Annotated in this window: 9 protein-coding genes and 1 pseudogene; 4 read left to right on the top strand and 6 right to left on the bottom strand. The window is 56.4% G+C overall.

Going from position 1 to position 20,530, the window contains the following annotated elements; genetic code table 11:
• Position 1 precedes the first annotated feature (1 nt).
• On the bottom strand, positions 2–820 hold the full coding sequence (locus tag ACR0IM_RS10095; RefSeq protein ID WP_480681776.1) for a SapC family protein: 819 nt from the start codon (positions 818–820) through the stop codon (positions 2–4).
• Between the two features lie 60 nt (positions 821–880).
• Positions 881–4,786 carry an Ig-like domain-containing protein gene (locus tag ACR0IM_RS10090; protein ID WP_480681775.1) on the bottom strand — a complete coding sequence of 1,302 codons (3,906 nt, stop codon included), beginning with the start codon at positions 4,784–4,786 and terminating at the stop codon, positions 881–883.
• Positions 4,787–4,941: 155 nt separating this feature from the next.
• On the opposite strand from ACR0IM_RS10090, the gene ACR0IM_RS10085 reads away from it, so the two are divergent.
• Complete coding sequence (locus ACR0IM_RS10085) at positions 4,942–6,981, top strand: dockerin type I domain-containing protein (protein ID WP_480681774.1); 2,040 nt, start codon at positions 4,942–4,944, stop codon at positions 6,979–6,981.
• A gap of 15 nt (positions 6,982–6,996) precedes the next feature.
• On the opposite strand, the gene ACR0IM_RS10080 is transcribed toward ACR0IM_RS10085, so the two are convergent.
• A complete protein-coding gene (locus ACR0IM_RS10080; protein WP_480594855.1) occupies positions 6,997–8,313 on the bottom strand; it encodes an HlyD family type I secretion periplasmic adaptor subunit in 1,317 nt (438 codons plus the stop codon).
• Positions 8,303–10,033 carry a type I secretion system permease/ATPase gene (locus ACR0IM_RS10075; protein WP_480594856.1) on the bottom strand — a complete coding sequence of 577 codons (1,731 nt, stop codon included), beginning with the start codon at positions 10,031–10,033 and terminating at the stop codon, positions 8,303–8,305. The genes ACR0IM_RS10080 and ACR0IM_RS10075 overlap by 11 nt, the downstream gene beginning before the upstream one ends.
• Before the next feature lie 615 nt (positions 10,034–10,648).
• Between ACR0IM_RS10075 and ACR0IM_RS10070 the strand changes: the two genes are divergently transcribed.
• Positions 10,649–11,983, top strand: coding sequence for an SWIM zinc finger family protein (locus ACR0IM_RS10070; RefSeq protein WP_480681773.1), 1,335 nt, complete (start codon positions 10,649–10,651; stop codon positions 11,981–11,983).
• A complete protein-coding gene (locus ACR0IM_RS10065) occupies positions 11,980–14,685 on the top strand; it encodes a DUF6493 family protein (RefSeq protein ID WP_480681772.1) in 2,706 nt (901 codons plus the stop codon). The genes ACR0IM_RS10070 and ACR0IM_RS10065 overlap by 4 nt, the downstream gene beginning before the upstream one ends.
• Before the next feature lie 169 nt (positions 14,686–14,854).
• Here the strand turns inward: ACR0IM_RS10065 and ACR0IM_RS10060 are convergent.
• Positions 14,855–14,986: pseudogene (locus tag ACR0IM_RS10060) on the bottom strand (IS6 family transposase); the annotation flags it as partial.
• Positions 14,987–15,236: 250 nt separating this feature from the next.
• On the opposite strand from ACR0IM_RS10060, the gene ACR0IM_RS10055 reads away from it, so the two are divergent.
• Positions 15,237–15,905, top strand: a complete 669-nt coding sequence (locus ACR0IM_RS10055; RefSeq protein WP_480681770.1) for a PP2C family protein-serine/threonine phosphatase — start codon at positions 15,237–15,239, stop codon at positions 15,903–15,905.
• Between the two features lie 203 nt (positions 15,906–16,108).
• Here the strand turns inward: ACR0IM_RS10055 and ACR0IM_RS10050 are convergent, their stop codons facing one another.
• The gene (locus ACR0IM_RS10050) at positions 16,109–20,527 is read right to left on the bottom strand and encodes a WD40 repeat domain-containing serine/threonine protein kinase (RefSeq protein WP_480681768.1); all 4,419 of its coding nucleotides are present in this window, start codon (positions 20,525–20,527) and stop codon (positions 16,109–16,111) included.
• Between the last annotated feature and the right edge of the window lie 3 nt (positions 20,528–20,530).

The following is a 20,530-nucleotide window of genomic DNA, read 5'->3' as shown; positions in this document are numbered from 1 at the left end:
TTCACACCCCACTGGTTCCGAGGACATCGTCATTCTGCGCGTTGGCCATTGCACAAAGGAAATCGGAAATGTCTGAATTTTCGGTGTATTTCTTTAGTGAGTTTTGCTCTTCAAGCTGTTGTTCTACGCGTGCCAGCCACGCTAAATGGCAAAGCGAGATCTGGTGGGCGTGGATCAGCAGAAAGGCATCCGCTTCGACCAGTTCCAGTTTTTCAGCCTGAGTTAGTTTCTTTAAACGATGGGTTGATATGGACAAAGTCCCAGCGGGTAAAGTGATCCCGTCGAAGGGTTCAGCGGGTTCAAAAAGCCCCATAGTCTTGATTGTCTGGCAAAGTTCCAGCGTCGCCTCACGGGCTGCAACGCGGGTTTGAAGAAAGCTTCGCACATCGCGCAATTCTGGCGACAAATCCCCGGAAGCGTCAAAGAAGGACTCGTCTCTCGGATTGGTGCTTAGCAGCCCGGATGATTCATCCACGTTCAGCTGAAACAGGGCGGATCCGTTCGACGTTTTTTCTCCAAGGGGCAGGGCTTGAAACGGATGGCATCGCAAGCTGGATGGAACATAGGCCGCCAACCACTGCCCCTGTCGTGATACGAAAGGGGTGGGCATATCGTCTGACAGGGACAAAATGGCCCTGGGTTCAACATCTTCGCCGGTTTCTCTGAACATTATCGGAAAGGTGGCGGCAATCTGCGGAACTTCCCGGAATACAATCGCACATTCGGTGCGATTGGCCGCAAATTCGTAAGAGGTGAAACGTTTCCAGTATCGATGCCCGTGCCGGGCGGCGGTGACAGGAACCAGGCCATTCTGCGCCATTACTGCTCCATGTTTAACAGGATGGCTGCCGGTCGTCGTGATCGGCAGCCGTTTGGTTGCTTAAGCCGTTGCCCCGGTTGGGTCGGTGTGCAGGATGTTGTCCGCGCTAAGGTCGGTCAGATCATCTAGCCCAGTGAATTGGGCGACGGTTTCAACCAACGCTGAGTTTGGAGCGCTGTAGTCGACCTTGACCAACACACTGTCAGCACCGTCCGTTGCCATAACGTAGATCTCGTCACCCGCTTGTAGGCCGGCAAAGCTTTCGACGGCGGTTTCGATCGTGTTTTGGGACAAATCGCCTAAAACCGTTGTCAGGCCAACGACACCGGTATCCGAGCCAATCGCATCACCTACTGCCAGGGTTTCGACATCCGTTCCGTTACCGCGCAGCGTTCCGACGCTCAGGCCGCTGAACGTAATGGCATCCGTAACCTCGGCTGCCGGGCCAATTGTGAATCCTGTCACCATGTCGATACCGTTGGCCGCCAGGTCGGCCTCGAACACGACAATGTCTCGCCCTGCAGCCGAGACATCAATCGCATCGCTGCCATCCTGCCCGCGGATGATGTTGTCGACGTCGGTTGCGACCAGCGTGTCATCACCATTGGTACCGAGTTGGAAGACGGAATACCCGCCAACAGAAGTCGCGATCGTCAGCTCAATGGGTTTGCTTGCATCGACGACCGTCATGTCGAAGGTCATCACGGGCTGGCTCAGGTCAATGACGGGGTTGACGCCATCGGGGATACCGGAGATGCCGGAGTAACGGATCACTGAGGCCCCGTCCGGGTTGGTAACCAAACTAATGAGACCACTACCGCGGACCTCAGACCCGAGGTCGTAGGTCGCAACGGAAGGGTCGAAGCCCAGATTCATAGCCAAGGCGAAGCCGCCTGAAATATCCGTGTCTGGATCCGCGTAGACCTCGAAGGTCACCGTGTTCCCGGAAATCCCGGCCTGCGTGATGACATAGGCTGCTGGTTCGTGTGCGGTGTTCTCGTCGGTTGCGGTTACAGGGTTCGGCCCACCGGAAACCGTTGCATCTGCTGAGAAGTCAAGGGAGTCGCCCGCGTCGATGCTCGAGAATTCCGATGCTGGGACGGCCAAAGACCAGCTGCCATCGACGGCCACAGTCGCGCTGCCAATCGGGCTTCCGTTGAGGAAAACATCCACCGCCTGGCCGACGCTCAGGCCGGTCGAAGTTCCCGAAACGGTCACACCAGATGCTTGAGCATCAGCTAGCGACATAGCGCTGTTCGTGCCGACAGGGCTCATGGTCAATACTGGTCGGAAATCCGTCGTCAGCATAGCCGCAGCCGGTGTTGCCGGGTTACCAGCCTGATCGGAAACGCTGGCCGAGATCGGATAGCCGGTGCTGTCCGACAGAGCGGCCAGATCGACCGAGGGGACAGTTGCCGACCAGGAACCGCCTGAAGCGGTGCCTGTGTATGTATGGCCATTTAGGGTGACGGACACAGTTTGCCCATCCTCGGCGCTGGTTGCGCCTGTGATCGTCAGGTCGCTTCCTTGTTCGGTCACGTCCAGTTCGGAGCCCACGGATAGAGGATCGAGTGTAACGGTCGGAGCAGTGAAATCGGTGTCAAAACTTGCACTATTTTGGGCGCTGTTGCCCGCTGCGTCCGCTACCAAAGCATCGACATCATACGAGACCCCATCCTGAAGCGCGCCCAAGTCCGAGGCTGGGGCCGTGTAGCTCCAGGTGCCGCTGTTGACCGTGGCGGTGCCGGTGACATCCACTGTTCCGTCGGGGCGGGCGATTTCGATCGTCACCACTGTGCCATCTGCGGCGTCAGAGGTACCGGTTATGACCAGGTCGGTGCCCTGTTCCGCAGCGTTCATGACCGCACCATCCGACAGGTTTGTGATGTTCACCGTTGGCGCAGTGAAGTCTGTATCAAAACTGTCGCTGGCCTGGATCGCCGGGTTTCCTGCCTGGTCGGTAACATCTGCGGTGACCGCAATGGTGGCCCCGTCCGACAGGGCTGCCAGGTCCGCGGCAGGAACGGTAACGGACCACGCGCCACCGGATGCTGCGCCGGTGTAGGTTTGACCGTTCACAGAAACAGTCACGGTCTGCCCATTCTCGGCAGTGGTGGAACCTGTGATGGTCAGGTCCGTGCCCTGCTCAGCTGCGTTCAGCACAGCACCATCCGAGAAGCTGTCGATTGAAAGCGTCGGTGCGGTCGCATCCTTGCCCAGTGGTACATTGACCTGAGGCGCCGCCAGACCATCGGCGTCCGAAACGTCCGCAGTCACGGTAAAACTCCCTCCGTCAGGCAGGGCTGCCAGATCTGCGGCCGTGACGGTCACACTCCAAGTGCCACCTGACACGGTATCGGTATAGGTCTGACCGTTCAGGTTGACTGTGACCTGCTGGCCGTCTTGTACATTACCGGTCGTCCCTGAGATCGTTAGGTCAGCCCCCACTTCAACAGCGTTCAGAACCGCGCCGACGGATAGCGGAGAGATGGTGACTGAAGGGCCAGTCAAATCAACCGGGACGGATACCGAGGCTGGGACTGAGATGTTGCCAGCCGCATCGGAGACAGTCACGTTGAACGCGGCTGGCACGCCGGTCGACAGGCCAACGAGATCTGTGTTGGGGATCGTTACGCTCCAGCCGCCGCCGATGGCAGTTGTCGAATAGGTTTGACCACCAAACGTCACGGTAACAGGCCGACCGTCAAGCGCTGTGGTCGATCCCGTAAGTGTCAGGTCGGCGCTGACATCGATCAACTCAATCGATCCGCCGGCAACCGGGTCCAGCGAAATCGTCGGAGCGGTAAAATCCGTCTCGAAACTGGCATCGGCTTGTGTCGCCGGATTGCCCGCCTGATCGGTGACGTCAGCGGTGACGGCAATCGTTGCGCCGTCTGGCATGACAGCCAGCCCTGCGGCGGGCACAGTTACGCTCCATTGTCCGGCGAAAGCCGTACCTTCGTAGGTTTGCCCGTAGAGGGAGACGGTGACGGTTTGTCCGTCTTCGGCCGTTGTTGTTCCGGTAATGGTCAGATTGGTGGCCTGTTCAGCCGCGTTCATCACCACGCCGTCGGAAAACCCTGAGATCGTCAGGGTTGGGGGGCTAGTATCCACGTCGAATGCGACCGTCTCAGACGACAGTTCTGTACCCTCAGCATCGAGATTTCGAATGGTCACGGTTTGCACACCCTGCGGTAGCCCGGCTGCTTCGTCCGGTGTCAGTGAAACGCTCCAGGACCCGTCATCTTCGGGCGTAACGGTCTTTGAGACCGAGCCAATGGTTACTTCCACCGTTTCCGTACCTTCCGGCGTGGCGAGGTTCATGTTGGCGCTGCTCAATGTGTTGGCTTGCGAGCCCGCCAGGTTGAGAACGGGGTAGCTGGGGGTAGGTGAAGGCGCAGGCGTAGGGGCGACATCGTCGCCCCCTCCACCACCGCCGCCGCCGGCAGCGGCAGCGGCACCCGCCAGACCCAGACCACCCAAAGCAGCCCCGGTTCCGCTGATTCCCCCGATTGCGGCGGCGCCGCCAGCTTCGGCCAGGCTGAACTGAGCAATCTCGGATACAACGTCCTCGGCAATCATGACAGCACCGCTGTCCAGCACCTGTACGTTTTCGGCGGCAACAACCAGTTTTCGACCATCGGCCAGTTTCAGAAGAACGTCGCCATTGTCCAGCAGCTTGACCGAACGCACCCCGGGAATCGTTTCTGCGAACTGAAAGGCATAAAGCTCTTCAATAGTGGCCTGCGCCAAGGCAGGCAGGGCCAGAACCGCAGATCCGATCCCACCAGCAATGCCACGGCCGGCCCAACGGCGCATTTTTCCGTCGATCCACTTGCGGATGTTCTGTTTACGCTCAAAATCGGGCTGACCACCAGCCGGATTGATCTTGGTTTCAGGTTCTTTGGTCATCTTGCCCTCACATGTGGTTTCCGCACCGGCCCGAGGGGTCGAGGTTTTGTTCATCTGTCTTTCCCTTCGGTGAATCATGCGGTCGGACCAGAAAAATTGAGTTAAACTGAAGCCGAACTCCTCGTTTTCTCCACATTCCCGCTTTGGTTTCGCACTGGGCATCGGATCATCCTGTAGTTGGTGCCAGATTTGGCGTGGGGTGATTTGATATGGTGCTTCAGTTCGAAGGCGTGGTTGCAACAGGGAGCACAGCGCTCGATTCTGGTATCGGCGATACGGCTTTAAAAACGCTTAATGGCGAAACGTATCTGTTCAGCGTGACCGGTCCGGGCGGTGGGATTGCGGTGTGGAAACTGGTCGAAGGCGCTCTGCCGCAGTTGCAGGACACCGAGTACTTCAGTGGCACGATCACGTATCAGGTCGGTAACAGCGCCTTACCCGTGGTGCTGGCCGGCGACGATCAGCTTGTTCTGGATGTGCGTACGGCGACAGGGCTGGTCGGATATGAGATCAATCCAAACGGGACCGTGGGCGCGTTGCAGGAAACCGACTCGCTGGTCGGTGGCGGGGATATCTCGGCCATTGCTCAGTTCGGCGGCGTGCTGACTATTGCGCATGAGGGAACAGGGCAGATCTCGACCTATACCGTGAACGGGGATGGTTCGCTGAGCTCGGCAGCTTCGGTCACAGGGCAGGCTGACTCGATGCAGGTGTTGCAGGTCGGGGCAGTCCACTTCGTCATCATGGCCGATTCTGTCAGCAACACGATCGGCACTTACAGCTTCGATCAGGATACCGGCGCCCTGACCGCGGTGGATAACAGCGACGCGCTGGCGACACTGGGTATTGCGACGCCGACGGCAGTCGAGGTGGTGCAGGCTTTCGGCCAATCATGGGTTGTTGTGGCTGGGGCGGACAGCAACTCGCTCAGCGTGATGGAGTTAACAGTCGATGGGCGCCTGATTGCAACCGACCACGTTCTGGATTCGTTGCATACACGGTTTGAAACTGCGCAGGATCTGGCCGTGATCGAAGCCGATGGACATGTGTTTGTCGTGGCGGGCGGTGGCGATGATGGTGTTACCCTTTTTACCCTGACGCCGAATGGCCAGCTGGTGTATTTGGACAGTTTTGCCGATACCGTGCAAAGCGGCCTGCAAAACGTCGAAACGCTAAGTGTCGCTCATGTCGGGAACGAGCTGCAAATTCTCGTCAGTTCGCAACAGGATGCGGGACTGACACAGATCAGCGTTTCAATCGATGATCTGGGTATCGTGCGGGACGGGTTCGGTACGGTTACCGGGTCGGCGCAGAACGACATACTCAGCGGCAACATCCTAGAGACCACTCTGGTGGGAGGGGCAGGGGATGACATTCTGATCGCGGGTGTCGGGGCGACCACGATGGATGGCGGAACCGGGGCGGATATCTTTGTCATGCAATATGGTAGCGACCCAACAACCATTAACGGTTTCCAGGCAGGGGTCGACCGGTTAGACCTGTTCGACTATCCGCTGTTGCGCAGTCCCGGACAGTTGGAATTTACCGCCACCGTGCAGGGAGCGCAAATCAAATACATCGACGAGGTGGTCGTCATCAACTCCGCGACCGGAGGGCCCCTGTCCAGCACCGAAGTGTTCGGAGCGGGGTTTGGCGGGCCGGATCACATCCCGGTGGATTTCGGAGATTTCGGTGGGCTGGACCCAGGAAGTTCGGACGGCGTTTTGGGCGATATCTCGATCAACTCGGAAACCGCGAATCCCGGCCTGTCAGACGCCGAGATTCGCTTTACCCCGGATGGAGGCGGAACCATCAGCGTTCGTGCGGGTGATGAAGGGCGTTTTGATCTGGGTTTGCCCTCAGGCACGTTTGAGGGTGAGTTGGATATCGTCAAAACCTATTCGCTGGCCAGTGACAAAATCTCGGCACTGGATGCCTTGCAGGTTTTACGGATCTCAGTCGGGCTCGACCCGACATGGGGGACTGCGACGCCGGAAAACCTGATCGCAGCAGACGTCAATCAGGATGGAACGGTCAATGCTTTCGACGCCTTGGCTATCCTCAAGCTATCTGTCGGCCTGCCGACGGGGCATGACGCGGGATGGGTTTTCCTGGACAAGAACGCAGACCTGTCCGGCATCACAGAGACCAATGTCAGTTACGAAACCGGCGTAAACGTCACGGCAGTCGACAACGTGATTGCCACAGACATGACCGCGATCCTGTTGGGGAACATCGAGCAGATCTGAAAACGACCGTCGCCGTTATTCGCGGAAAGCCCTGTTGAAATAGTCGGCCAAAGGTTTGATCAAATAAGACAGGGGGCTTCTTTCGTCAGTTTTGATCATGGTTTCCACCGGCATCCCGGGCAACAAAGCTTGACCGTTCAGACGTTCGACTTCGCTGTCTTCCGGAGCAACTTCCGCACGGTAATAGGTCTGGCCGGTGTTTTCATCAGTGAAGGTATCTGCCGAAACAGTGATAACCTGCCCTTCAATTTCGGGTGTTTCACGTTGGTTGAATGCTGGAAAGCGCAAGGACACGGGTTGGCCAACATATAGCTGATCTACATGGATTGCATCCACGCGTGCAGCGACAAGCAGCGGTGTGTCCTGAGGAACAACATACATCATCGGTTCTGCAGGCTGTATCACCGACTGCAGCGCAAAAACCTGACTGCCATAGACCGTCCCGGAGACAGGTGCGCGGATATCCAGCCGCGACAGCCGTACATCCAGTGACAGGCGACGCTCAGCCAATTCCAATATCTGTGTCTGAACGTCCCGCAATTCCGTGATGGCCTCTTCGCGACGCGTGGCGGCCAATTCCACAATTTCGATCTCTGTTGCAGCAATTTGCCCTGCCAAGCGCGCAACTGTAGCCTCCAACCGACCAATCTCGCCGGTCAGGCTGGCCTCTTCGCGCTGCAGGGCGGAAACCCGGCTTGCCTGCGTCAGGCCACGATTCAGCAGGCTTTTTTGATCGTCCAGTTCCTCTTGAATGAGTTCAACCTGACGCCGCAGAGAGACAAGTTGCGCCTCTGTGCCTTCGATCTCTGTTTCGATCTGATCCCGCTGTTTGCCCAATTGCTGAGTTTGTTGCGTCAGGGTCTCCAGCCGGGCTTCGAACAAGCTCCGCTGACCTGCGATCAGGTCTTCATCTATATTTTCCTGCTCTTGAACAATCGCCAACTGGGTTGCCAGCTCCTCGGCACCTGCTCCGTCGCGTTCGGCCTCCAAACGGGCCCGCCGCGCCATCAGCTCAAACAGTTGAGATTCAACGATGGTCTTTTCCGAGGACAAAAACGTATCGTCCAGACGGACCAGCATGTCTCCGTCGGAGACCACATCTCCGTCGCGGACAAAAATCTCTCCGACAACACCGCCATCAGGGTGTTCAACGACCTGCCGGTTGCTTTGTACCTCAATACTCCCCTGCGAGATGATGGCTCCGGCCAGACGGGTTTGAACAGCCCAGACGCCCAGCCCGCCGACAAGAATGATCAGCGCCGCAAAACCAACGAAAGCCGGTACGGTGATCCGCCACACCGGGCGCGTATCTCGAGACACCTTATCCTGCATCTTTCTTCACCTGATTGAGGCCTCGTTTGATCGCACCGGCATTTTGTACCATTGCAGCCAGCACCTCGTCTCGGCTGCCGGTTTTCACTACCTGTCCGTTTTCGACAACCGCCAGATCATCACATTCCGAAATCGCCTGTGGGCGGTGTGTCATGATGATGGTGGATTTGCCAGCCTCCTTCAGCTCTCGAACAGCAGCATTCAGCGCCTCGGTTCCGTCAGCATCCAGGGCCGAATTCGGCTCGTCCAGGATCAGCATGACCGGGTCCCCGTACAAGGCACGCGCCAGCGCGATCCGTTGCTTTTGGCCACCGGACAACTGGCTGTCATTGCCTTCCAGAAACGTGTCATACCCCTTGCTGAGCTTCAAGATCAGCTCATGCGCCTTGGCCTTTTTTGCCGCAGCCACAACGGCCTCGGGATTCGGGTTTTCCGACATGCGGGCGATGTTCTCTGCCACCGTTCCGTTAAACAGGGTAACTGCCTGAGGCAAGTAACCGATATGTTGGCCCAGATCAGTGGGATCGTATTGATCCAGCGTTGCACCGCCCAGTCGGATTTCCCCGGTCGCCGGTTGCCACAGGCCCAACAGGGCCTTGGCCAGCGTCGATTTACCCGACCCGCTTTTGCCGATGACGCCAAGCGCCCGGCCGGGTTCAAGCTGCAGCGTCACGTTTCGCAGGGTCGGTTTGTCCGCACCCGGCGGGATGACCGTCAAACCCTTGGCGGTCAGACGAGCCTCGGGCACGGGCAATTTGGTGCGTGGCTTTTCGGGCGGGGTTGCATCCAGAAATCGGTTCAGCGAGGACCAGGCCGTTCGCGCGCGCTCGACCATACCCCATTGGCCCACGGCTTGTTCGACCGGCGCTAACGCACGGCCCAGCAGGATCGACCCGGCGATCATAGCTCCCGGCGTCAGTTCGTTGCGCAGAACCAGCCAGGCGCCAAGCGCCAGCATCGCCGATTGCAGGAATAACCGCAGGGACTTGGTCAGCGAGGTAAAGCTGCCGGTCCAGTCGCTGGCAGCGATGGTCTGGCGCAGGGCACTTGTCCGCTGGCGTTGCCAACGTTGGGTGATGTCCTCTTGCATGCCTTGCGATCTCACCACCTCGGCGGCTTGTCTGGCATGTTCCGAAAAGGCATTGGCTTGCGCCGAGGCCTGTTGTGCCGAGGCCACCTTGTGGCGCGTCAGACCCTGGTTCAGCAACGCAATCACGATCAGCAGGGAACCGCCGACAACGGCCAGCCAGCCCAGCAGCGGGTGGAACAGGAAGATCGCTGCCAGAAACACCGGGGTCCACGGGATATCCATCACCGCCAGCAAAACGGGAGAGGAACACAGGTTTTGAATCGATTCCAGATCGCGCAGCGCCGTTGCCGGGGCTGAACGTGCCTGCGGGTACAGCGACCGGCGCATGGTTGCATCGAACACACGTTCGTCCAATTGCGACTGGAAGCGGGCGCCAAACCTAGCAACGATTCTGCCGCGGGCGTAATCCAGCATTGCCATGAGCGCGTATAGCAGTGCCACCAGCAAGAACAGCGCCGTCAGCGTTTCAACCGCGCGCGATCCCAGCACCCGGTCATAGACCTGCAACATGAACAAAGGCCCGGTCAGCATCAGGATGTTGACAAATATGCTGAACAGAAACGCCAGCGCCAGAAATGTCATGCCCTGATTGCGCACTTTTCGCAGCTCGTGGCGAGGTGGCATCATCATGCGATTTTCAATATTCACGTACGGGGCCTTTGGTAACTGTTACTCTACAGGGCTTGTGCATTTGCGATGGGCCGCATCTTAAATCTATAGCGCGGTGCTGAAAATGCGAGAGTTAGCGGATCGGCGGAAAGCTACTTGCTGTAAAGCCAATGACCGCACGGTGAGTGTATTGACGCTAATATGGTTCCCAAACTGGTCTCAATTACGGTGTCGAAAAGGATCGAACCAATCGAGATTCTACCCAGTCATTCAGGTGAAACAGTTAATATCTGGTTTCCACATTGGCAACCGTGATCGGAATCGCCCGCAAATTGGGGCAGGGGACGAATTCGAATCCCGCGCTTTTCGGTTTCCGCATCAACCTCGGCGTGGTGCAAGCGTGAGGTGATGGCCAGCAATTCGGGCCCGGCATGAAAGGATCTGAGTTCCGATTTCAACATAGGCTCAAAAAAAGTATTGCCCAGTTGAAAACAATTGAGCTTACAAATGCCCGAAGATCACAGCCCGCAGGCCAGACGGTAAAGGGTCTCATTGTTGACATCTTTACCCCGTCAATCTGTTTCCTAGATCATTATAAAGTCATGGTTCATTGAGCCAGATTTCAGGAATGCCGGAATGACCGGAGTTGACCACGTTTACCGCTATACAGGCCGCTCGACACTGGTCGGGCAGGATCAAGACCGGTCATTGTTTCTTGTTGCGGATCAGACTGGTGTCGATGAACCGCGTACTTTTCTGAAGGCTTTTGCGAAAGAACCCGACGTGACAGCCAGAGCGTTGCGTGCGGTTTCTGAAATCGTGGGGTCAAGGTTTTACGTCCCGCCATCCATGTTGTCACGGATATTGCGCGAAGCCGATCCCGTTGCGACCGTTGGCCCGACAACAGTCCGGTTCGAAGGTTTCTCAGCCTGTTGTAGCGCCTACATCCGTCTGGATATTGATGAAGACGCTCTTGAGGTCGAACACCGCGGCAAAGGAACCACAAACGTGGATTTCGGGGCCGAATTGCGGGCGCTGTTGGCTCAGACCCGACCGGAAAGTCGTCTGGAGATTGCAATCAGAGCCCGTGCGGTTGGACTGGCGCATGAACGCGCCAACGTCACCGAGCGCAAGGTCCCACTGCCCTTGCGGTGGATCAAGGGTTTTGGCGAAGTGCAGGGGCACCTGTCGGGAATGGAGAAAGCGTTCTCGTTGCCCTCCGTATCGGCCCGGCGGTTTCTCCGCAGCTTGCCGCGCTCGAAGTCGGAACACCGGATCTGGATCGCCGCCTCAGGTTCGAGGGTCAGAACCACGACCCGTCAGGCACCCGGCAGCGTGCCGTTGCGTGGAGGTCATCGACTAAGGGTGTTCGAAACGTTAGTTGGCAGGGCCGCCGCTCTTCATGTCTATGGCAATCACGCGTTGCAAAGCTCGGCCTGGATGCTCGATTTCGGATCGCAGCGGTTGACCCTGGTACTAAATGCCGAACCTTGGCGCGGGTTTTCCGGCGATGGCCGGCTTCTGTCAGATCTGGTGCGGAATGAAGCGAATATTGCCGCCCTACGGGCGCAGTTTAACTGGCAGGACAGTTTGAACCTGTCTCCTTTGGCCCACAGCAGCGGACTGTCTCATGATCGGGTCAACACGGCTATGTCGCGTCTGGCGGCCTTGGGTCTTGTGGGGTTTGACCTTGCCCATTCCACTTGGTTTCACAGAGTTCTTCCGTTCGACATGGACCGGATCGAGGCAATGAACCCCCGCCTGAAAGCAGCTCGGGAACTGGTGGATGCCCGGGCGGTCACACTTGATCAGGACGGTGCAGAGGTGATCAGCGACGCGGCATTTCATCGAGTGCGTTTTTGCGATAGCGCGCCGAGTTGCACGTGCCCATGGTATGCCAGAAACAAAAACACACGCGGCCCCTGCAAGCACATTCTGGCCGCGGAACTGGAAATGGAGCGCTTGCAGTGACCGAAGCAGAATTCGTGAAACTGATTTCAACCAAGCGGGTGCGTCACGTGCTGAAGACACTTTGTGGTATCCCTGAAGCCGACCGTCGCGCCTTTGCTCCGATCGCGCTTAAAACGCAGAAAGCGTATGAAAAAGCGTATTGGGATGCCCAGTTCAGCGGTAAAAAACAGGCTCTGAATTTGGCCAAGGACAGCGATGCGCTTGGAGTCGCGATTCTGGCGACAGCGCGCCCATCCGAATATAGATGCGGAGATTGGCGTATCCTGCCGCGTTCGATCCCTCTGACGGATGTATTCGGCGCCCTTGACCTCAGTTGGATGGACGATTGGGCGCTGGCGGCGGTTGAAGACAACCCCCGCCTGATCGAAGTGGTCCATGCGCTTTATGCACAAGGGCAGTGCAGCATCCCGCAGACGGACGCCTACATACTGGGTTACTATGCGCACCAAGCGGCCATTCCCGGCCCTGCGCGTAAGCAGTTTCTGACGCATGACGTCTGGCGGTTTTTCGAGGTTGAAGGAGGCGGTGACCTTAGCCTTTCCGCACATGACAAATACTGCGGGCCGGGGGTATCTTGGTCAGATTTCCTGATCGGCCTGTGCGACGACGGCACATTGGACCGAGACCGGCTGTTGGACGCCTCACTGGATGCGCTTGAACGGGATTTCGGGCAGTTTCGGGCCGGATGGTACTCGCGGTTTCACACCAGCCTTTGCCCTACGGACACAGAGGTTTTGCACCGGACCACGCGGTATCTGGACTTGCTTGGCAGCTCTGCGCCTCCGACTATGGCCTTTGCGTTGAAGGTGTTGAAAAGGATCGACAAACTGAGCGGAATTGATCCTGTCGCGCTGTTGGCTTCGATCGAGCCCGCATTACAAGGCCGCCAGAAATCCAGTGCCGTCTTGGCGCTGCAATTGCTGAAAAGCTGCGCCAAGTGCCATCCCGACAGGGCAACTGACGTGGCTCTGATGGCGGTATCAGCCCTGATTTCCGAAGCCGGAGATGTGCAGGCAAGGGCTTTGGACCTGATCGAATCCTTGGGCCAGCACTCTGAACCAGAGGTTCAGGAAAAACTGCGCGATTACATGGACTTTGCCGCGCCGACAGTTCAGGGAAGGCTTGCAAATATTTTGGGGGGCGGCAAACCAACCCCTCTGCCTGATGCCGATGATCTGGTGGCAAAGCTCGAGGTCCTTCGTCCGGTCGCCTCGGCCGAAGAAGCCGTGGCGGTGTTTCTTGAGCTATTGGAAGACGGTCGCGACCCGTTTTTGACAGAACGCGCATTTGACGGTTTGGCCCGTTTCGGGGCGGCAGCTGATCCCTTGTTGTCCCCCCTGGCGAAGCGGGCAAATCAATTAAGAAACCGCATGGTGCAAGATGTGTTTAGCGGGGTAGGGAACTTCGAAAAACCAATCGTGGCTACCGCGCTGGCATGGGCCAACGGGACGGATTTTGAGGATGAACTGCAGCCATTCCTTACGCCTCGGTATTCCGGGCACACGCCGCTTGGGATTGAACGCAACAGCTTTGAGGGGATGTTTGCGGCCCGGGCGCAAGAGGTGCTTGCTCTTGTGCGGAAGGGGCACGCGGCACCCATGCTGTCGGCGCCCGGTGACAACCGCGGGTATCTGGCGGCGGGACAGTTGATCGAACGGCTGGCAGAATACCGAAAGATCGGCGCCCGACCGGGTGACACTGATTTCAAACTGGCGCTTATGCGTTTGGCGCCCGAAGGGCATGAAACGGCCTTGAACGACGTGCAGCTGCTATCTGAACCGGAAAGGGCGCTTGCTTATGCGTTGGGGGCTGACTTGCCACCAGAAGTGGACAAACAGCTATGGGCGATTGCGTGGTCGTCGACCCTGCCGCTGCGTGCCGATCCACGCATAGAGTCCCTCATTGGCGGACCAATACCGGGTGTGGGTCACCCGGCACGGTTTGAGTTCTTCGCAGATATTCGGCGGATAGATCAATATAGTTGGCCGAAGCCCAAAATCCGGATCACCCCGCCAATTCCCGATAATATCGATGCTGCATTGGGTTTTGCCCTGCCTGCAAAATCTGAGCACATTTTTTTGAGCGATCCGGGCAGCAGTTGGATGATGCACCCGAACTCCTGGGTGGGATTGATCCGACCAGCGCATACCGAGTTGTTCTTTGCAACCGGCATTTTCGAACTGGAACTGGACCAGAAGCTGACCAATCATCATTGCCTGATGTTCCTGGATCCGCTGTTCCGCCCCGATCCCAAGCCCGGAGTGATGGCACACGCCATGCTCTCCTGGTATCTTGCCAGTGCCGATGACGGTGTCGGATCAACAACAATTGATGCAATGGCCACATTGATGGCTCAGCAGTTGTTTGACCCAAGCGCGTTTGCATCAGCCGCGCATTCCCTTGTGTTTCACGCGAACCTGCCGCTGCGACGGTGGACCAAGCGATTGACCCAATTGGCCGGAATTTCCAACACCCATGCGCGGGTGGTGAAAACTGCGTTGGCGGGCATGATGGTCGACCTGCCGGCAGTGCTTCCGCGTGATCTGGGCAGCATTCTGGAACTGCTATACGAGCTTTGCGTGGCATTTGATGAACCGGCGGGGTCGTCGGACGTTCAGTCAGCTTTGCAAGCAATCAAGGCCGGTGGAAAAACGGGGAAGTTCGCGCGCAAACTAGCGGTCTTCGGTCAAACCGTGAATTGAGTTCAACACCGGATACGTCAGAATATCGGGGCGTGGTCCACGTCAGTGGTGCCCTAATGGTGTTCCAAGCTTTCCAGATCGTGACTCACGCGGGCACAAACTGTGCCATCACTGTCAGAGTATGCGGTGGGTAGCTGATCGTTTCAGGCAAGAGGCGTCAATTGCCCGCTACTCCGCGTTCCGCAAGCAGATCTTCAACATCGGCGGTACTGAGCGCGAAGCGATAGCAGTCCCAAACAGCATAGGCGATGATCTTAGGCGAAAACCGTAGACCTTTCAGGCGCGGTATTTTGGGCGGAATTGTAATGCATGATGCATGACCTGTGCAGAACGCCCAAACAAGCTGGCAATCACGTTTTCAGTTATACGTTTAAAACAAATGGGCTTATCATTGCCGTCTAATCATGGTCGCATTTCTCGAAAGCCGCAAAACAGTATATTGAATTGACACAATCATGAAAATTTTAGGATCGGCCCTTACAAACACCGGACGCGCTCGTCCCTCCAATCAAGACTGCATCTTGGCGGGATCTTGGAAAGAGCAGCGTTCAATGGCCGAGCCCTATAGGTTTGAGTTTTCTGAGCCCACCGGCCAACTGGCTCTGATAGCTGATGGTTTGGGAGGTCATCGCGCTGGAGAGTACGCGAGTGAAATGGCCGTAAACGCATTTCTTTCACGTACATCGGGACTAACGAGTCCCTACGAACTTGTTGAATTCTTAAGAAATACAAATCGGAATTTATACGATCTGGCAGCTGAAAACTCACTTTTTGAGGGGATGGGTACGACCGTAGCCGGCGTGGTTTGTTTCTCCGACAAACTGATCTGGTTCAATGTGGGGGACAGTAAAGTCTTTCGTTATCGCAATAAGATTTTGCACCAGTTAAGTGTGGATGACCTCATCTCGGAGGCAGCCCTTTCGAGCTTAAAAAAACCTGCGTTGTCTCAATCCCTCGGGGGGACACCAAGTTTCCATGATATTGATCCCCATACAGGTATCGAGCCAGTAAGCGAGGGTTCGAAATACTTGATTTGCAGCGACGGACTGACGGATGTAGTTCCGATTCCGTTCATTGAGCAGGTTTTGTCTCATTCAAACGGAACAGCCGTGAAGCGACTGCTCGAAGCTACGCTTGCGCAGGGAGCGCCAGACAATGTTTCCATCATCGTGATGTCAGTTGAAACCAGTGCGATTCAAGAACACAAGCGCTCCTCATGACAGATCAGGCAGATACTGAAATTTGCCGGGAACGAAATGGGCTCCAGCGACAATTTCGACAACGAGCAAAGAAATTAAGATCCTCTTGATAGGTATCTTCCAGCCCAGAGAAGTAAGAAACTTGGTCTTCTGCCGCGAAAACAAGGAAACAAGACGGGCTGAACTCTCCGATACTCAAAGGCTTTTGCAGTTCTGACTCCTGACTACTCATGGAAGGTCTCACAACTGGTTTCTGGCTTTTGACTGCCTAAAAATTGAATTCGTCTTTCTCTGTCAAAAGTCGGGTTGCCCAATGCACAGGCAATTTCCAAACTCAATCTGTCCCAAACGCGGGTCACACCCTCTTCATTTGTGGTCGCAAAGGAATGACCATCTGGCGCCAGTGCAATTCTCCAACTTGGGGCTGCGTGCACTTTCTGAACAGGCATGAGACGTCGGTTCACCGCCGTGTCCCACCAATGCAAATCTCCTGATCTGTCGACTGCAACCAAGGTCGCGCCATCTGCCAAAAAGGCAATATCCGTCGCGCCGCCTTTGTGCCCGCCATACGACGCCAGTTCGTCGCCGCTTGCCAAATCCCAGACTTTTACCACTTCGTCGCTTGACGCCGATGCAACTTTTGAATTGTCAGTCGAAAACGCAACACTCCAGAGCGTGTTATCGTCCGCGTCTATCACGTTTTCCAACTCATTACGTGTAATACTCCAGATATAGACCTTTCCGTTGGCGGAAGCTGCCGCAAGCCTGGCATCGTCCGAAGAAATGGTTACTCGGTTTATGGCCGTTTCGGGCAACCCAATCGTTTCGACTATACTTGTGTCTGCAGCATCAATTCTATGAACCCCATTCCCCGCGGCGGCAAAAAACAACGATGAGGCGGTAGGCGCAATGTTCCAGACCGGCGCCTGACCCAAGCTGAATTCTTCTTTAAGCTGCAAGGAAATTGGGTCCCAAATCCGGATAGTGCCATCCCGATCACCCGTGACAAGGTGTCGGCCATCTTGCGAAAACGCTACGGCCCAAACCTGATTTCGATGCCCCCTTAACAACATGGGTTTCATGGTGGAGCCTACATCCCAAATCCACACATTGCCTTCGCCATCGCCTACGGCAATCTTCTTTCCATCAGGGCTATACGCAATGCCAAGAGCCTTTTTCCCACCTTCAAAGGTCAAGGTATTGTCGCTGCTTGTTTCGTAAGCGACCTGCCAAATACGGACCTGTTGGTCCCTACCAAGTGTCGCCAGAATGGGAACCTGCGTGGCAGTTTTAATATCTACGATGCTCTGGCTGTGCGCTTGCACTTCGTCCCCAATAGGCAACAAGTTGGCATCTTCCAATATGAGAGTTCCGTTTACCGTGGCGCCCACAAGAACGTTTTTTGTGCCGGAAAACGCTGCAGCTACAACCGCATCAGCGTGGGTAAAACGATCAACGATTGGACCACCTGATGGAAATCCGATCGTCGTGACCTTTCCATTCGTATGGGAGACGACAAAAAGACTGCCGTCGCTGCTGAATGAAAGGTGGTCAGGATCGGGACCCAGCGGACCACCGGGTATCGGCGGAAAGGCCGGACGTGCATCTATGTCCACCCATCCGTAGATGGACCCGTCGACATTTCCGGCTACCAAACCTTCCAACACCGGGGAAAAAGCGACTCGTTTGAAACCCAGTTGCTGTTCCGCAAGGGGTGGACCTATTTGCATCCCGGTCGAAACGTCCCAAAGGCGTACCGTACCGTCTCCGGTTGCAGAGGCTGCGCGTCTGCTAATTGAATCGAAGGCTACGCCGAACGCGACATCGTCACCGGAAAACAGGGTTGTGACCGGACCAATTCGAGAAGGACCAACATCCCACAAACGGACCTCTCCGTCGGTTGCAGCCGACAAGAGAAGGCTTCCGTTCGGTGAGAAGGCCAGATCTCGAATCCCCCCCGAATGTCCTACCAATTCAGCCAAAACACCTTCATCCGAATTGGTGCTGTGGATCACAATTCGTCCATCTCTTAATCCGACGGCCACCCGTTGTCCTGCGGCATCAAGGTCCATGGTTTGAGCGTCTCCGACCGTAAGTGGGCTACCCAACGGAATAAGGCCTGGTTCGCTCAGTTTCTGGCGCGCCAATAGCATTGCAGACCGCGCATCAGAGGTGGAACTGGCCGAGTTGGCTCGGGCGATGGCTTCTGCACTTAAGGAAAGAGCGAGCAGTGGGTCTGACTGAGATAGGCCATTTGCGGCCGCTCCGAGCGCGCGCGCGAACCGCTCGTTGGCTTCTGCTGTCGCGGCAACTGCAATCTTGCGATTGGTTTCAGCAAGGTTGGATGCACGAATTGCCAGAATTGAAGCACCCGTCGCCCCAATGGTCAGTACAGCCAGCGCACCAGCTGCAATCTGAAAGTAGAGACGCCGCCGCCGTTTGCGCCGACTAGATGCCTTCAGAGCTGCCTCACGCGCCTCACGCGCCTGTCCGAGGAACTCTCGTTCAAGCTTTCCCAACTCGTTTTCGTTGTCAACCGACCACTCTTCCGCAGCCAACAGCCTTGTTCCGCGATATAACAAGTCAGGTTCGCGGCTATCCTGTTCCCACTCTGCAGCGTCATGCTGAATACGTTGGCGCATTCGCAGATCGTCTCGGCTATCCTCGATCCAGGAATTCAATCTTGGCCAAGTGCGGAGAAGGGCCTCATGCGCGATTTGAACGGTGTCTTCATCCACCGTCAAAAGGCGTGCGTCTGTCAGGGCTTCAACAACCTTCCGGGTTGTGTCCGGTGCAACGTCTTGTTCAACCTCGTCTATCGGAAGCAACCTGCGCGTATCCGGCGTACCCTCGCCGGGTGTTACCAATCGCAAAAACAATCGCTGCGTGGCCTTTTGCTGGTCCTCATCAAAACTGTTCGAAAACAGTGTTTCGGCTGTTTGGCTAATTGCACCCGCCACGCCTCCTGCCTCTCTGTAGCCGTCCAGAGACATGGTTGCACCCTTGCGTCGGATGTAGGTTTCATAAAGCGAATGCGCCACTAGAGGTAACGAGCCAGCCTCTTTGCCTGCTTCATCGACAATTGCGTCTATCAGAGACCTGTCCATATGCAGCCCGGCTGCACGTGAAGGCTCACTGATTGCTCGGCGTAGTTCCGCACGGGTCATCGGCCCCACCAACAGTTGGTTTTCCGATATCCGGTCAGCAAGCCAAGGTATTTCTGCACATGAAGCGTAAAAGTCGGCGCGAATGGTGATCACAGTTCGAACGCGGCTATCTGCAGGGTCGGTCATTGCAGACAAAGCTTCTAAGAACTTCATTCTGCGCTCTTGTGTGACCAGGGTAAAAAGTTCTTCGAACTGATCTATGCAAATAAGCAGTTCGCCTTCGTTGGCCGTCGCGAGGCGACGCGCTGCGCTGGGAAAAGCGATAAAATCGTTAAGTGATATCTGAGCGGTAAGATGTGAATTGTCCCCGATGAGTTGGAAATACAAATCCGTCATTGGGTCCCGGCCGGGTGTGAAAACACAAACACGCCAGTTTTCGCTTCCGTGTATTGCATTTGCTGCCAAGGCAGGGAGCAATCCGGCACGAAGTACCGATGATTTCCCACTTCCCGATGAGCCGCCCAATACCAGCATTCGGCCTTGTTGAAGCCTGTTGACAAGCTCTTCGACCAGATCTTCCCTACCAAAAAAATACCTTGCGTCTTCGGACTGAAAGGCTGCCAGTCCTTTGTAGGGGCATTCAGCCTGACTCTCTGAAATCTGCGTAACAGCCTCGGAAGCGGCTTCTCGTCGATCCCGGTCCAAAGCATCATTCATTGCATCCCGCCAAGACACCATTTGCTGAAATCGCGCTTCAGGGTCCAGCGCCATTCCATGCCCGATGCAGTCGCGCCACATCTCTGGCAACTCCGGCAAGTTCTCTGAGATACGGTGAAACGGTGGCGGCGCCCGACCAGTCAAAACGTGCCACATGAGTGCCGTCGCCGAGTAAACGTCGGTCATTGGAGTAACAGGTTGTCCGCTTTCGACCTGTTCCGGCGCTTGATAGAGCGGTGTTCCGGCCATCATAGTCGCCCCAGTCACGTCAATCGCCATGTCCTTTGCGATTCCCAAGTCAGCCAGAAAGACTCTTTCGTCTGGCTCAACAAGCGCACTAAAAGTGTCTCCGATGTCAGGGCCTTTCGGGCGTTTGATGCGTTGCAAAAGCACGTTTGCCGGTTTGACGTCGCGATGCACAACGTTTGCTTCGTGAACGGCCGTCAAGCCATCGGCCAGCGCGTCAATCAAGATGCCCACGCCGTCACGTTGAGCCAACAACGCTGGCTCCAGACGTTTCAGGCGTTCCGCCAAAGTCCCCCGATCTGCATAGTCCATGACAAAGTAAGGCCGCCCGTCCTCCAGCCGCCCCACGTCATGAACGGACACAACGCGTGGAGATCGAATGCGCCTCAGCAACCGCGCTTCCTCTAGGAAGTGTGTAATGACCTTTTCATTGCTGGCTAGATTTGCATGAAGAATCTTGAGCGTGACAGGGACTTCCAGTTCTTCGTCCCTTGCCAAAACGACAGCTGCAAAACCGCCGCTGGCAATTTCCCTTTCTACGGCATAACGGCCTATAAAAGCGGGGAAACTCATGGC

It is taken from the genome of Ruegeria sp. BF6 (genome assembly GCF_056538665.1).
This window is presented reverse-complemented; position numbering and strand designations above follow the sequence as displayed.